Genomic DNA, 13917 nt, shown 5'->3' on the forward strand with positions numbered 1-13917 from the left:
TTACCGGCCTCTTCGCGGGGCAAGCCCGCGCCTACAAGGCTGTGGTAATCCTGTAGGAGCGGGCTTGCCCCGCGATCAGGCCGGTACAGGCAAAACTTGACCGCTCAGTCCCGGATGACTGCGACAGCTGCTACGGTGTAGCCTTGGCCGATACCCGCTTTCGTTGTGACTGACAGGAGCTTCCCATGCAGCATTACGTAACGCCCGACCTGTGCGACGCCTACCCGGACCTGGTACAGGTGCTGGAACCGATGTTCAGCAACTTCGGTGGCCGCGATTCCTTCGGTGGCCAGATCGTCACCATCAAGTGCTTCGAAGATAACTCGCTGGTCAAGGATCAGGTCGAGCTCGATGGCAAGGGCAAGGTCCTGGTGGTCGACGGGGGCGGCTCGCTGCGCCGTGCCCTGCTCGGTGACATGCTCGCCGAAAAGGCCGCCAAGAACGGCTGGGAAGGTCTGGTGATCTACGGCTGCGTGCGAGACGTCGACGTACTGATTCAGACTGATGTCGGAGTGCAGGCGCTGGCCAGCCACCCAATGAAAACCGACAAGCGTGGTATCGGTGACCTCAACGTGGCTGTGACCTTTGCCGGCGTTACCTTCCGCCCAGGCGAGTACCTGTATGCCGACAACAACGGCGTGATCATCTCGCCAAGCCCGCTGAAAATGCCGGAGTGATGCGCCGTACGCGCTGATGGAGCTTTGATGTTCGAGGAAGACAACGCGCAGTGGGGGCTGGTGCATGCCCTGGTGCTCGATGGTAAAGGCGGCGCGCGTTCGATCGCCCGGACCGAGCTGGACGACCTGCAATTGCAGCCACACGAAAGCCTGTGGCTGCACTGGGATCGCAGTCATCCGCAAACCCGCACCTGGTTGCTGCAGGACAGTGGCCTGAGCGAGTTCGCCTGCGACCTGCTGCTGGAGGAGAATACCCGGCCACGGCTGTTGCCGCAGGCCGCAGAGCAGATGCTGCTGTTCCTGCGCGGGGTCAACCTCAACCCGGGCGCCGAGCCCGAGGACATGGTTTCGGTACGCATCCATGCCCAGGCGCAGCGGGTCATTTCGCTGCGTTTGCGGCCGTTGCGTGCCAGCGATGAGATCCTTCAGCAGCTTGAAGAGGGCCGGGGGCCGAAATCGGCGTCCGAACTGCTGCTGTTGATGGGCGAACTGCTGACCGAGAAGGTCCAGAGCCTGGTCAGCGACCTCTCGGAGCTGGTCGACGACGAAGAGGAAAAGGTCGAATCCGACGAACGGTATACGCCGGAGCATGGCAGCCTACAGCAGATTCGCCGCCGCGCCGCAGGGCTGCGCCGATTCCTGGCGCCACAGCGGGAGATCTATGCCCAGCTGTCGCGCAGCAAATGGAGCTGGTTCTGTGATGCCGACGCGGATTACTGGAATGAGCTGAACAACAGCCTGATCCGCTACCTCGAAGAGCTCGAACTGACCCGCGAGCGGGCAGCGCTGGTGCTGGAAAGCGAAGACCGTCGGCGCAGCGAGCGGATGAACCGGACCATGTACCGCTTCGGCATCATCACCTGCATCTTCCTGCCCATGAGCTTCATCACGGGGCTGCTCGGCATCAACGTTGGCGGCATTCCGGGGTCGAGCAACCCTTATGGCTTCCTGCTGGCCTGCATCGTCGTGCTTGGCCTGGCGGTGGGGCAGTGGTGGTTGTTCCGGCGGTTGCGCTGGGTCTGAAGATGCCGAGTGATCTTGAAACATTCGTTCCACTGCGATGTGTGACCCATCGCCCGGCCACCTCGTCTCTGAGTGACACTGCGCGAGGTGCCTATGCACGATCCGTTTGAAGAATCCCTGCGTGACCTGCTCAAGGCGTCGCCCTCCGGTGAGGAGCGAGACGATGCCGCGTGCCTGGGGCGCGTGCTGAAAACCGCCAACCGTCAGGTCGGCGCCGGTGATCTGTTCAGCCTGCTTGGCCGCTGGAGCCAGGCGCTGCTGATCGCCGTGAACAATGGCTCGGCGCACGTTGCGCCGGTGCGCCGACACTCTACCCGCAACGCTGCCAATGGCAGCAAAGCAGATAAGGCCGATTGAATATGGAACTCGATCTCTGGACCCAGAGCCTGGTCACTGCGATGACCGCCCTATGGACCAAGGTAGCGAACTTCATCCCCAACCTGTTCGGCGCGCTGGTCGTGGTGCTGCTCGGTTTCGTGGTGGCCAAGCTGCTCGACACACTGCTTTCCAAACTCCTGGCCAAGTTCGGCCTGGACCGCCTGATGGCCGGCACCGGGGCGACCAAGATGCTTGCCCGGGGTGGCATCCAGGTGCCTATCTCGACCTTGATTGGCAAGATCGTCTACTGGTTCGTATTGCTGATCTTCCTCGTCTCTGCCGCTGAATCGCTGGGCCTGGAGCGGGTTTCGGCCACCCTCGACATGCTCGCCCTGTACCTGCCCAAGGTGTTCGGCGCAGCCCTGGTACTGCTGGTCGGCGTACTGCTGGCGCAGGTGGCCAACGGCCTGGTGCGCGGCGCGGCGGAAGGGATTGGCCTGGAATACTCCGCAGGCCTGGGGCGCATCACCCAAGGCCTGGTGATCATCATCAGCATCTCGGTGGCCATCAGCCAGCTCGAGGTCAAAACCGACCTGCTCAACCATGTGATCGTCATTGGCCTGATAACCGTTGGTCTGGCCGTTGCGCTTGCCATGGGCCTTGGCAGCCGCGAAATCGCCGGGCAGATTCTGGCCGGCATCTATGTTCGCGAACTTTACCAGGTCGGCCAGCAGGTGCGGATTGGAGAGGTTGAAGGAATGATCGAAGAGATCGGCACGGTCAAGACGACGCTGTTGACCGATGATGGCGAACTGGTGTCGCTGTCCAATCGCGTGCTCCTGGAGCAGCGAGTCAATAGCCGCTAACCGCACAAAAGCTGTTAATGTATGCCGCCGCGAAATCAGCCCAACGGGGCTGAGCGGCGACATTGACCTGACTGTCGGCCAGATCCGTTTTGAATAAAGTTCATTCGCCGCCCATGCGTTACGACCCCCGCGAACTCACCGACGAGGAGTTGGTGGCGCGTTCGCATGAGGAGCTGTATCACGTAACCCGCGCCTATGAGGAACTCATGCGGCGCTACCAGCGGACCCTGTTCAACGTCTGTGCGCGTTACCTGGGGAACGACCGCGACGCTGACGATGTCTGTCAGGAAGTGATGCTGAAGGTGCTCTACGGTCTGAAGAACTTCGAGGGCAAGTCCAAGTTCAAGACCTGGCTCTACAGCATTACCTACAACGAATGCATTACCCAGTACCGCAAGGAGCGTCGTAAACGCCGGCTGATGGATGCCTTGAGCCTGGACCCTGTCGAAGAGGCGTCCGAAGACAAGGCTCCGAAACCGGAAGAAAAAGGCGGGCTGGACAAGTGGCTGGTGCATGTGAACCCGATCGATCGGGAAATTCTGGTGCTGCGTTTTGTCGCGGAACTGGAATTTCAGGAGATCGCCGATATCATGCACATGGGCTTGAGCGCAACGAAAATGCGCTACAAGCGCGCGCTAGACAAGCTTCGTGAGAAATTTGCAGGGCTGGATGAAACTTAGCCCCTTGTAAATATCTCTAACGGATCGGCGAGTTCTGCTAGACTTGCCGTCGAGTTGTCCCCCCGGATGTTGGTGGGACTGCTTAACTATCACCAGATGGGGATTTAACGGATGAAATTGAAAAACACCTTGGGCTTGGCCATTGGCTCGCTCGTCGCAGCTACTTCGTTCGGCGTTATGGCTCAAGGCCAGGGCGCAGTCGAAATCGAAGGTAACGTTACCAAGCAGTACTACGACAGCGAACGTAACTTCAAGAACGACGGCACCAATCCTGGCGTTCGTCTGGGCTACTTCCTGACTGACGACGTATCCCTGGACCTGGGCTACAACGAGACTCACAACGCTCGTGGCGAAGTCTTCAACAAAGACATCAAAGGTTCCAAGGCCAAGCTGGACGCTACCTACCACTTCGGTACCGTCGGCGACGCTCTGCGTCCGTACGTTTCCGCTGGTTTCGCTCACGAGAGCCTGGGCCAGGCCACTCGTAGCGGCCGCGACCACTCCACCTTCGCCAACGTTGGCGCTGGCGCCAAGTGGTACATCACCGACATGTTCTTCGCCCGTGCTGGCGTTGAAGCCATGTACAACATCGACGACGGCAACACCGAGTGGGGCCCAACCGTTGGTGTGGGTCTGAACTTCGGTGGTAGCGGTGGCAAGGTTGCTGCTGCTCCGGCTCCAGTTGCCGAAGTCTGCTCCGACTCCGACAACGACGGCGTTTGCGACAACGTCGACAAGTGCCCAGACACCCCAGCCAACGTTACCGTTGACGCTGATGGCTGCCCGGCTGTTGCCGAAGTCGTTCGTGTTGAGCTGGACGTCAAGTTCGACTTCGACAAGTCGGTCGTCAAGCCAAACAGCTACGGCGACATCAAGAACCTGGCTGACTTCATGAAGCAGTACCCACAGACCACCACCGTGGTTGAAGGTCACACTGACTCCGTCGGTCCAGACGCTTACAACCAGAAGCTGTCCGAGCGTCGTGCCAATGCTGTGAAGCAGGTTCTGACCCAGCAGTACGGTGTTGAGTCCAGCCGCGTTCAGTCGGTTGGCTACGGCGAAACCCGTCCGGTTGCCGACAACGCCACCGAAGAAGGCCGCGCTATCAACCGTCGCGTTGAAGCTCAGGTAGAAGCCCAGGCCAAGTAATTGGTTTGAAGCTTCAATGAAAAACCCGGCCTAGGCCGGGTTTTTCTTTGCCTGCAGTTTGTGGTTCAAGGGTGCGTTCAGCCCTTGAGCAGGGCGAACAACAGTATCAGGTTGAGCAGCAGGGCCAGCAGGGCCAGGCTGCGCCAGACTTTCAACGGCTCACGCTCCAGCAGTGGGCGGGGGCGGCTGGGCAGATCCTGGCGGTCACCGCGTTCGAGCAACAGCAACCATTGCTCGGCGGTTTCGAAACGTTGCGCCGGTTCCACGGCAACAGCTTGCAGCACGTTGTGCTGGAGCCATTCGGGCAGGTCGGGGCGATAACGGGAGGGGTTTACGGCCTGACCAAAGCGCGGGCGCTGGAAGGCCTCGATTTCTCCGTATGGATAATGCCCGGTCAACAACCGATAGAGCGTGACCCCGGCGGCATACAAGTCCTGACGCGGGCACGGTGGCTGGCCCTCGAAGGCTTCCGGTGCGAGGTACGAGGGCGTGCCGGGCAATTCGTGCGTCGGCTCCTGCGAGAGGCCTGGGCAGTAGGCCAGGCCAAAGTCCAGCAGGCGCACCTGGCCATCATCCCCCAGGTGCAGGTTTTCCGGTTTGATGTCGCGGTGCAGCAGGTTGCGCCGGTGCAGCACACCAACGGCCTGCAGCAGCTGGCGGGCGATCTCCAGCCACTGTGCCAGTGCCAGTGGGCCGTGTTCGTCGAGGTGGGTGGCGAGGGTCTTGCCGCTGTGTTCGCGCATCACGTAGTACAGGTACTGGCGCTGGCTCGCAGCATGCAGCTCGGGGAAGTGACGGCCAGCGACCCGCCGCAGGAACCATTCTTCCAGCAGCAGACCCTGGGCGGCGCCGGGTTCCTGTTCGCGCTCGCCGGGCAGGGTTTTCAGCAGCCAGGGTTGGCCCTGGGTATCGCGTACTCGGTAGAGCAGCGACTGGCGACTGTGTGTCAGGCGCGTCTCGACCTGCCAGCCATCGAGCGCCTGGCCCTCACGCAGGGGGCCAGGCAATGGCCATTGCTGCAGTTGCACCAGGGTGTCGCCGAGGTTGGCCGCGCCCAGCTGCTCGACCCGCACCAGCAAGGCGCTGGCGTTGTCCTGGCTGCCATTGTGATGGGCGCTGGCAACCAGGGTGTCAGCGGCCGACTGCAGGTCGGGCTGCTCGCGCAGCACGGCCTGGATGTGCTGGTCGCCGAGGCTGGCCCAGACGCCGTCGCTGAGCAGCAGGTAGCACTCGCCAGCCTGCAGCTCGCCGTCCAGGTAGTCGACCAGCAGGTGCTGGTCCAGGCCCAGTGCACGCTTGAGCACGTGCTGCATGCCGGGCTGGTCCCAGACATGGTCTTCGCTCAGGCACTGCAGGCGACCGGCGTGCCAGCGATAGGCACGGCAATCGCCCACGTGTGCCAGGGTGAAGCGGCGCCCGCGTAGCACCAATGCGCTCAGTGTGGTCAGCAGCGGCTGGCTGCCCTGGGCGCGCAACCAGCGGTTCTGTGCCAGCAGCAGGCGGTCCAGGGCCTGGGCCACGCCCCAGGTGGCGGGCGTGGCGTAATAGTCCATGGCCAGCGCCTGCAGGCTGGCGCGGGCTGCCAGGCCACCGTCGGCGCACTGGCTGACACCGTCGGCGAGGGCGAACAGGTAGCCTTTGCTGGCGGCCAGCTCCGGTGCTGGCGTGACCAGGCGCAGGGCGTCCTGGTTCTCCGTGCGTGGCCCAGTGGCGCTGGCCTGGGCGAAGCTGAGCTGCAGGCTCATCTTCGTGCCTCAGACCCGCGCAGCGGTAACCGCAGCCGAGCCCCAGGTGGTGCGCCAGCGTTGCTTGACCCCGTGCAGGCCGAACCAGGCGAACAGGCCGAGGCTGGCGAACAGCCACAGGCCCAGTTGATAGTCGCCGGTGTGCTGCTTGATGGCGCCGAGCCCTGCCGCCAGCAGGAAACCACCGATGCCACCGGCCATGCCGATCAGCCCGGTCATTACGCCGATCTCCTGGCGGAAGCGTTGTGGTACCAGCTGGAACACCGCGCCATTACCGGCGCCGAGGCCGAGCATGGCACTGACGAACAGCGCCAAGGCAGCTGCGGCGCTTGGCAGGTTGAAGCCGACGGCCGCGATGCAGATCGCGGCCACGCTGTACATGCCGAGCAGCGTGCGGATGCCACCGAAGCGGTCGGCCAGGGCGCCACCCAGCGGGCGCATCAGGCTGCCGGCGAACACGCAGGCGGCGGTGTAGTAGCCAGCGGTGACCGGGCTCAGGGCGTACTGGTCGCTGAAGTAGCCGGGCAAGGCGCTGGCCAGGCCGATGAAGCCACCGAAGGTGACGCTGTAGAAGAACATGAACCACCAGCTGTCACGGTCACCCAAGGCTTTGAGGTAGTCGGCTGCCGCCTTGGGCTTGGGTCTTTGCGGGGCATTGCGGGCAAGCAGGGCGAACAGCGCCAGGGTCAGCAGCAGCGGGAGCACGGCAAAGCCGAATACATTGTTCCAGCCAAACCCGGCGGCCAGCACCGGGGCCAGCAGGGCGGCAAACACGGTTCCCGAGTTGCCCGCACCCGCGATGCCCATGGCCTTGCCCTGATGCTGCGGCGGATACCACTGCGAGGCGAGCGGCAACGACACGGCGAACGAAGCACCGGCAACACCGAGGAATACACCCAGCAGCAGGGCTTGCTCATAGCTTTGCACGCCCAGATACCAGGCGCCGGCCAGGGCGATGATGACGATCACCTGGCCGATCAGGCCAGCGGTCTTCGGCGACAGGCGATCGACCATCACACCCATGACGAAGCGCAGTACTGCGCCGGCAAGGATCGGCGTAGCCACCATCAGGCCGCGCTGCTGGGCGCTCAGTTGCAGGTCAGTGGAGATCTGCACCGCCAGCGGGCCAAGCAGGTACCAGACCATGAAGCTCAGGTCGAAATACAGGAACGCGGCGAACAGCGTGGGCACATGCCCGGATTTCCAGAAGCTGGTACTCATCGAACACCTCACTCGGCAATGCAACGGAAACGAAAAAGACGCCGCTACCCGGTCCACTGGCGTGGAGGGGCGAGCGACGTCTTTGTCGGGAGTTTTATGAGGCAACCGCCGTTGGCTACCGGTGAAATATCTTCAGCAAGAGCTGGGCCAACTCGGGTCTGGCGAGGTGGCCTCAGCCCAGCATTTCGTGCATGGCGATGATCTGCTCGGCCACCTGGATCAGCTTCTGCTGCCGGCTCATGGCCTGTCGACGCATCAGGGTGTAGGCCTGTTCCTCGTTGCAGTCTTTCATTTTCATCAGCAACCCTTTGGCCTGCTCGATGCGCTTGCGCTCGGCCAGCTGCTGGTCGCGGGCCAACAGCTGGGCCTTGAGCGCCTGGTCGCTCTCGAAGCGCGCCATGGCGACATCGAGAATGGGCTGCAACCGCGCCGCATGGATGCCTTCGACGATGTAGGCGCTGACCCCGGCCTGGATCGCCTGGCGCATCACCGCAGGGTCATGCTCGTCGGTGAACAGCACGATGGGCCGTGGCTGGTCGCGACTGACCAGCACCACCTGCTCCATGACGTCACGGTCGGGTGAGTCGGTATCGATCAGCACCACGTCCGGGCGCACCGTTTCGACGCAGGCCGGCAGGTCAATGGTCAGGTCTGGCGCCTCGATCACTTCGAATCCGGCATCGCGCAGTGCGGCCTTGAGGCGGCCAACCTTCTTCTGGGTATCGTCGATCAGCAGGATGCGCAGCATGGTGATGGCCCTCACAGACCGACTCGGGCATCGGGCGCATGGCCCAGGGCGTGCAGGCGGAAGCTGCGTGCATAGGCATACGGATCCGTGCCGTCCCAGCGCGTACCGTCGATCAGCAGGCTGCTGCGCATGGCTGACTCGGGGCAGGGCACGCCGAGTGCTTCGGCGGCCTCGCGGTACAGTGCAAGTTGCTGCACCTGGCGAGCAACACCGAGGTAGTCGGGGTCGTCACGCAGCAGGCCCCAGCGGCGGAACTGGGTCATGAACCACATGCCGTCCGACAGGTAAGGCAGGTTGGCGCGGCCCTGGTCGTGCAGGCGCAGGGCGTGCCGGTCGTGCCAGGCGTTGCCCAGGCCGTCCTGATAGTCACCCAGCAGGCGCGGCTCGACGTTTTCGACCGGTGTGTCGAGGTAGGCGCTACCACTGAGCAGTTGCGCGGTGCTGCGCAAGTTCTCCGGGCTCTGTTCGATGAACCGGCTGGCAGCAAGCACCGCCTTGACCAGTGCACGTGCGCTATTGGGGTTGTGCTCGACGAAGGTGCGGGTGCAGGCCAGTACCTTCTCCGGGTGGTCGGGCCAGATCGACTGGCTGGTGGCCAGGGTGAAGCCTTGGCCCTGGCTGACGGCAGCAGCGGCCCAGGGCTCACCGACGCAGAAACCGTCGATGCGCCCGGCCTGGATATGCGCCGCCATCTGTGCCGGTGGCACCACCACGCTGCTGACGTCGTGCAACGGGTGGATGCCCTGGCTGGCCAGCCAGTAATACAGCCACATGGCATGGGTGCCGGTGGGGAAGGTCTGGGCGAAGGTCAGCCGTGCGCCGTGCTGGTGCACCTGTTGCGCCAGTGCCTCAGGGCTGGTCACGCCCCTGCGTTGCAGGGCCGGCGACAGGTTGATGGCCTGGGCATTCTGGTTCAGCCCCATGAGCACCGCCAGGTCGCTGGCCGGTACACCACCGATGCCAAGGTGCACGGCGTAGACCAGGCCGTAGAGGCAATGGGCAGCGTCCAGCTCGCCGCTGGCCAGCTTGTCGCGCAGGCCGGCCCAAGAGCCCTGGCGCTTGAGGTTGAGGGTCAGGCCGTGTTGCTGGGCGAAGCTCTGGGTGGCGGCGACCACCACCGAGGCGCAATCGGTCAGGGCCATGTAGCCGATGTTGAGGCTGGGTTTTTCCGGTGCGTCGCTGCCGTTTACCCAGGCTAGAGGTGCTGTATTCACGAAGGTCCTCGGCCAAACTGAACAGGCTGTAGGCAAGGGAAGTAGCAACCCATGTGCCAAGCCCCTGTCATGCCGGGCGCGCGCTGGCTATAATCGCTGCCTCACTCACCCCGAGCCTTGCCCGCCCATGTATACCCTGGCCCGCCAGCTGCTGTTCAAGCTTTCCCCGGAAACCTCCCATGACCTGTCCCTGGACCTGATCGGCGCTGGTGGCCGGCTTGGGCTCAACGGCGTGCTGTGCAAGCAGCCGGCCGCGTTGCCGGTGACCGTGATGGGCTTGAACTTCGCCAACCCGGTGGGGCTGGCTGCGGGCCTGGACAAGAACGGTGCGGCCATCGACGGCTTTGCTCAGCTGGGCTTCGGCTTTGTCGAGATCGGCACCGTGACCCCGCGTCCACAGCCGGGCAACCCCAAGCCACGCTTGTTCCGCCTGCCGCAGGCAACGGCGATCATCAACCGCATGGGCTTCAACAACCTGGGTGTCGATCACCTGCTCGAGCGCGTGCGTGCTTCGCGCTACGACGACGTGTTGGGCATCAACATCGGCAAGAACTTCGATACCCCGGTCGAGCGTGCGGTCGACGATTACCTGATCTGCCTGAACAAGGTCTATCGCGAAGCCAGCTATATCACCGTCAACGTCAGCTCGCCGAACACCCCGGGCCTGCGCAGCCTACAGTTCGGCGACTCGCTCAAGCAGCTGCTCGATGCCCTGGCCGAACGCCGTGAGCACCTGGCCGCCGAGCAGGGCAAGCGCGTGCCGCTGGCGATCAAGATCGCACCGGACATGAGCGACGAAGAAACCGCACTGGTGGCTTCGGCGCTGATGGAGTCGGGAATGGATGCAGTGATTGCCACCAACACCACCCTGGGTCGCGAAGGTGTCGAAGGGCTGGAGCATGGTGGCGAGGCCGGTGGCCTGTCGGGTGCGCCAGTACTGCAGAAGAGCACCCACATCGTCAAGGTGCTGGCGGGCGAGCTGGGTGGCAAGCTGCCGATCATCGCCGCCGGTGGCATTACCGAAGGCCGTCATGCGGCAGAGAAGATCGCCGCTGGGGCGAGCCTGGTGCAGATCTACTCGGGCTTCATCTACAAGGGGCCGGCACTGATTCGCGAAGCGGTGGATGCGATCGCGGCAATGCCCAAGGGCTGAGGGCGGGCATAAAAAAGGGCCCCGTCAAGGGGCCCCTGGGCCGAAGCCCGCCGCCCGGATAGGGCGCGCATGGTGACTCGAATTCAGTGTCCTCGTTCAGCCAACGGCGTGATTTTCGTTGAGTCTATGGATGCCAGCGGTGCCAGTCATTCCGTCCCAGTTATCGCCGCGACCTTCGCGCCAGCCGTTGATCCAGGCTTGGCGAACTGAAGGAAGAGTAAAGGGGCAAAGTTCGCGGGATTTGCCGGTGACCCCATATTGGTAGCCACGTGAATATGCTCTTTCCAACGGATCACGCTTAAGTCTTCTCATAGGGTGTTGCCCTCACTTGTTGACTGTAATGTCCCGTCGGCCTCTCCGAGGCCGGGCAGAGTCTTTCTGCCGGTTTTGCGCTCGCTGCCGGCGTGGCGAGCTGAAAGTGCCACCTCGTTGCGAAGCGGCCTGAGACCAGTTCTATCGAATGCAGGTCACCGTGTGAATGATCGATTTGTCATAAGCACGTAACGTTTCCAAGGGTGAGGGGATAAGTAAATAAATGCGACTCAACCTTGTTTGGCGTTGAGCCCGCTGTGATCAGGGTTTGCCTAACCTTGACGTCATTTCGCCAGCGTTGCTGCGGGATGACAGAAATATTTGGTAATGCGACGAAGGGTCACACCGGCCCCGAAGTCGACGGAAATTATTGGTACTGCCTGATGATCTAAGCTGTTTTTGCCACCTGGCGAGCAGCGGATCCATCAGGCGGCCCGGCCCCTCGGCTGCGCTGATGCAGCGGGGAAGGCCACTCGGACGCTTGCTGGAAGGGCGTTCGGGCAAACATCGGCAAGGCGATGCGTCGCCTCGTCACTTATATAGCCCAAGGCGCTGGAATACTCATGTCGGACCGTTTCGAACTCTATCTTACCTGCCCCAAAGGCCTGGAAGGCCTGCTTGCCGAAGAGGCCCGAGGCCTCGGCCTCGATGATGTGCGTGAGCACACTTCGGCCATTCGCGGCGCCGCCGACATGGAAACCGCCTACCGCCTGTGCCTCTGGTCGCGCCTGGCCAACCGCGTGTTGCTGGTGCTCAAGCGCTTCTCGATGAAGAACGCCGACGACCTCTACGATGGCGTGCATGCTGTCGACTGGGCCGACCACCTGGCTGCCGACGGTACCCTGGCGGTGGAATTCAGTGGCCATGGCTCGGGCATCGACAACACCCATTTCGGTGCGCTCAAGGTCAAGGACGCGATCGTCGACAAGCTGCGCAACCGTGAGGGCCTGCGCCCGTCGGTGGAAAAGGTCGACCCGGATGTGCGCGTGCACCTGCGCCTGGATCGTGGCGAGGCGATCCTCTCGCTCGACCTGTCCGGCCACAGCCTGCACCAGCGCGGTTACCGCCTGCAGCAAGGTGCCGCGCCGCTGAAGGAAAACCTCGCGGCTGCGGTGCTGATCCGCGCTGGCTGGCCGCGCATTGCCGCCGAAGGCGGCGCCCTGGCGGACCCGATGTGCGGTGTTGGTACCTTCCTGGTGGAGGCGGCGATGATCGCTGCCGATATCGCGCCCAACCTCAAGCGTGAACGCTGGGGCTTCAGTGCCTGGCTCGGCCATGTGCCGGCCACTTGGCGCAAGGTCCATGAAGAGGGCCTGGCCCGCGCACAAGCCGGCCTGGCCAAGCCGCCACTGTGGATTCGCGGTTATGAAGCCGACCCGCGGCTGATCCAGCCGGGGCGCAACAACGTAGAGCGTGCAGGCCTGGGCGACTGGGTGAAGATCTACCAGGGCGAAGTCAGCACCTTCGAGCCACGCCCGGACCAGAACCAGAAAGGCCTGGTCATCAGCAACCCGCCGTACGGTGAGCGCCTGGGTGACGAGGCCAGCCTGTTGTACCTCTATCAGAACTTTGGCGAGCGCCTGCGCCAGGCCTGCATGGGCTGGGAAGCGGCGGTGTTCACCGGCGCACCGGAGCTGGGCAAGCGCATGGGCATCCGCAGCCGCAAGCAATATGCCTTCTGGAACGGCGCATTGCCGTGCAAGCTGCTGCTGTTCAAGGTCCAGCCTGACCAGTTCGTCACCGGCGAGCGCCGCGAGGCCCAGGCCGACAATGGCCAGGTCCGCCGCCCAGTGGCGGTTGCCAGCGAGCCGGCACGCCTGTCGGAAGGCGCACAGATGTTTGCCAACCGCCTGCAGAAGAACCTCAAGCAGCTCGGCAAGTGGGCCCGTCGTGAGCAGATCGACTGCTACCGCCTGTACGATGCCGACATGCCTGAGTATGCCCTGGCAGTCGACCTCTACCAGGACTGGGTGCACGTGCAGGAATACGCAGCCCCCCGTTCGATCGACCCGGACAAGGCCCAGGCACGTCTGCTCGATGCCTTGGCGGCGATCCCACAGGCACTGAACATCGACCCACAGCGTGTGGTGCTCAAGCGTCGCGAGCGCCAGAGCGGCACTCGTCAGTACGAGCGCCAGGCTACCGAAGGTCGCTTCCAGGAAGTGAACGAGGGTGGCGTCAAGCTGCTGGTCAACCTGACCGACTACCTCGACACCGGTTTGTTTCTCGACCACCGCCCGATGCGCATGCGCATCCAGCGCGAGGCCAGCGGCAAGCGCTTCCTCAACCTGTTCTGCTACACCGCCACGGCCACCGTGCATGCGGCCAAGGGCGGTGCACGCAGCACCACCAGCGTCGACCTGTCGAAAACCTACCTGGACTGGGCGCGGCGCAACCTGTCGCTGAACGGTTTCTCCGAGCGTAACCGCCTGGAGCAGAGTGATGTGATGGCCTGGCTGGAAGCCAACCGCGACAGCTACGACCTGATCTTCATCGACCCGCCGACCTTCTCCAACTCCAAACGCATGGAAGGGGTGTTCGACGTCCAGCGCGACCATGTGCAACTGCTCGACCTGGCCATGGCTCGCCTGGCACCGGGTGGCGTGCTGTATTTCTCCAACAACTTCCGCAAGTTCCAGCTCGACGAGCATGTGAGCACGCGCTATGCGGTGGAGGAAATCAGCGCCCAGACCCTGGACCCGGACTTCGCCCGCAACAACCGCATTCACCGCGCCTGGCGCCTGCAATTGCGTTAATTCGACGAGGCGCATTGCGTGCCTAATGGCCAATAGCTATAACTCAGCACAGGGC

At 63.2% G+C, this 13917-nt stretch carries 13 protein-coding genes; 8 read left to right on the forward strand and 5 right to left on the reverse strand.

The window, feature by feature from the left end:
* Positions 1 to 185 precede the first annotated feature (185 nt).
* From rraA to BGP85_RS21625, 6 genes are all read left to right on the forward strand, one after another.
* The gene (gene rraA / locus BGP85_RS21600) at positions 186 to 677 is read left to right on the forward strand and encodes a ribonuclease E activity regulator RraA (protein WP_085674904.1); all 492 of its coding nucleotides are present in this window, start codon (positions 186 to 188) and stop codon (positions 675 to 677) included.
* Positions 678 to 704: 27 nt separating this feature from the next.
* Positions 705 to 1700: a zinc transporter ZntB gene (locus BGP85_RS21605; protein ID WP_103449774.1), complete on the forward strand. Its 996-nt coding sequence runs from the start codon at positions 705 to 707 to the stop codon at positions 1698 to 1700.
* A gap of 93 nt (positions 1701 to 1793) precedes the next feature.
* Positions 1794 to 2057: a CrfX protein gene (locus BGP85_RS21610; protein ID WP_103449775.1), complete on the forward strand. Its 264-nt coding sequence runs from the start codon at positions 1794 to 1796 to the stop codon at positions 2055 to 2057.
* Positions 2058 to 2059: 2 nt separating this feature from the next.
* Entirely contained in the window at positions 2060 to 2884 is an 825-nt protein-coding gene (locus BGP85_RS21615; protein WP_103449776.1) for a mechanosensitive ion channel family protein, read from the forward strand.
* A 113-nt stretch (positions 2885 to 2997) separates the two neighbouring features.
* The gene (gene sigX, locus BGP85_RS21620; RefSeq protein ID WP_003248665.1) at positions 2998 to 3564 is read left to right on the forward strand and encodes an RNA polymerase sigma factor SigX; all 567 of its coding nucleotides are present in this window, start codon (positions 2998 to 3000) and stop codon (positions 3562 to 3564) included.
* 111 nt (positions 3565 to 3675) lie between these two features.
* Positions 3676 to 4713: an OmpA family protein gene (locus tag BGP85_RS21625; RefSeq protein WP_103449777.1), complete on the forward strand. Its 1038-nt coding sequence runs from the start codon at positions 3676 to 3678 to the stop codon at positions 4711 to 4713.
* Between the two features lie 77 nt (positions 4714 to 4790).
* On the opposite strand, the gene BGP85_RS21630 is transcribed toward BGP85_RS21625, so the two are convergent.
* The 4 genes from BGP85_RS21630 to BGP85_RS21645 all read right to left on the reverse strand — a co-directional run bounded on the left by BGP85_RS21630 (position 4791) and on the right by BGP85_RS21645 (position 9641).
* Positions 4791 to 6458 carry a bifunctional protein-serine/threonine kinase/phosphatase gene (locus BGP85_RS21630; protein WP_103449778.1) on the reverse strand — a complete coding sequence of 556 codons (1668 nt, stop codon included), beginning with the start codon at positions 6456 to 6458 and terminating at the stop codon, positions 4791 to 4793.
* A 9-nt stretch (positions 6459 to 6467) separates the two neighbouring features.
* On the reverse strand, positions 6468 to 7679 hold the full coding sequence (locus tag BGP85_RS21635) for a nitrate/nitrite transporter (protein ID WP_103449779.1): 1212 nt from the start codon (positions 7677 to 7679) through the stop codon (positions 6468 to 6470).
* Between the two features lie 172 nt (positions 7680 to 7851).
* On the reverse strand, positions 7852 to 8427 hold the full coding sequence (locus BGP85_RS21640) for an ANTAR domain-containing response regulator (protein WP_103449906.1): 576 nt from the start codon (positions 8425 to 8427) through the stop codon (positions 7852 to 7854).
* 11 nt (positions 8428 to 8438) lie between these two features.
* The gene (locus BGP85_RS21645) at positions 8439 to 9641 is read right to left on the reverse strand and encodes a CmpA/NrtA family ABC transporter substrate-binding protein (RefSeq protein WP_103449780.1); all 1203 of its coding nucleotides are present in this window, start codon (positions 9639 to 9641) and stop codon (positions 8439 to 8441) included.
* 127 nt (positions 9642 to 9768) lie between these two features.
* Between BGP85_RS21645 and BGP85_RS21650 the strand changes: the two genes are divergently transcribed.
* Positions 9769 to 10794: a quinone-dependent dihydroorotate dehydrogenase gene (locus BGP85_RS21650; RefSeq protein ID WP_103449781.1), complete on the forward strand. Its 1026-nt coding sequence runs from the start codon at positions 9769 to 9771 to the stop codon at positions 10792 to 10794.
* 96 nt (positions 10795 to 10890) lie between these two features.
* On the opposite strand, the gene rmf is transcribed toward BGP85_RS21650, so the two are convergent.
* A complete protein-coding gene (gene rmf, locus BGP85_RS21655; protein WP_079227119.1) occupies positions 10891 to 11106 on the reverse strand; it encodes a ribosome modulation factor in 216 nt (71 codons plus the stop codon).
* Between the two features lie 563 nt (positions 11107 to 11669).
* Between rmf and rlmKL the strand changes: the two genes are divergently transcribed.
* The gene (rlmKL, locus tag BGP85_RS21660) at positions 11670 to 13862 is read left to right on the forward strand and encodes a bifunctional 23S rRNA (guanine(2069)-N(7))-methyltransferase RlmK/23S rRNA (guanine(2445)-N(2))-methyltransferase RlmL (RefSeq protein WP_103449782.1); all 2193 of its coding nucleotides are present in this window, start codon (positions 11670 to 11672) and stop codon (positions 13860 to 13862) included.
* Positions 13863 to 13917: the final 55 nt, after the last annotated feature.

Origin of the sequence: Pseudomonas putida, from assembly GCF_002906855.1 — a bacterium.
GTDB lineage: Bacteria > Pseudomonadota > Gammaproteobacteria > Pseudomonadales > Pseudomonadaceae > Aquipseudomonas > Aquipseudomonas putida_N.

Excerpts from the sequence above, each read along its gene's own strand:
- rraA (WP_085674904.1), top strand. The coding sequence starts at position 186 with ATGCAGCATTACGTAACGCCCGACCTGTGCGACGCCTACCCGGACCTG.
- BGP85_RS21605 (WP_103449774.1), top strand. The coding sequence starts at position 705 with ATGTTCGAGGAAGACAACGCGCAGTGGGGGCTGGTGCATGCCCTGGTG.
- BGP85_RS21610 (WP_103449775.1), top strand. The coding sequence starts at position 1,794 with ATGCACGATCCGTTTGAAGAATCCCTGCGTGACCTGCTCAAGGCGTCG.
- BGP85_RS21615 (WP_103449776.1), top strand. The coding sequence starts at position 2,060 with ATGGAACTCGATCTCTGGACCCAGAGCCTGGTCACTGCGATGACCGCC.
- sigX (WP_003248665.1), top strand. The coding sequence starts at position 2,998 with ATGCGTTACGACCCCCGCGAACTCACCGACGAGGAGTTGGTGGCGCGT.
- BGP85_RS21625 (WP_103449777.1), top strand. The coding sequence starts at position 3,676 with ATGAAATTGAAAAACACCTTGGGCTTGGCCATTGGCTCGCTCGTCGCA.
- BGP85_RS21630 (WP_103449778.1), bottom strand. The coding sequence starts at position 6,458 with ATGAGCCTGCAGCTCAGCTTCGCCCAGGCCAGCGCCACTGGGCCACGC.
- BGP85_RS21635 (WP_103449779.1), bottom strand. The coding sequence starts at position 7,679 with ATGAGTACCAGCTTCTGGAAATCCGGGCATGTGCCCACGCTGTTCGCC.
- BGP85_RS21640 (WP_103449906.1), bottom strand. The coding sequence starts at position 8,427 with ATGCTGCGCATCCTGCTGATCGACGATACCCAGAAGAAGGTTGGCCGC.
- BGP85_RS21650 (WP_103449781.1), top strand. The coding sequence starts at position 9,769 with ATGTATACCCTGGCCCGCCAGCTGCTGTTCAAGCTTTCCCCGGAAACC.
- rmf (WP_079227119.1), bottom strand. The coding sequence starts at position 11,106 with ATGAGAAGACTTAAGCGTGATCCGTTGGAAAGAGCATATTCACGTGGC.
- rlmKL (WP_103449782.1), top strand. The coding sequence starts at position 11,670 with ATGTCGGACCGTTTCGAACTCTATCTTACCTGCCCCAAAGGCCTGGAA.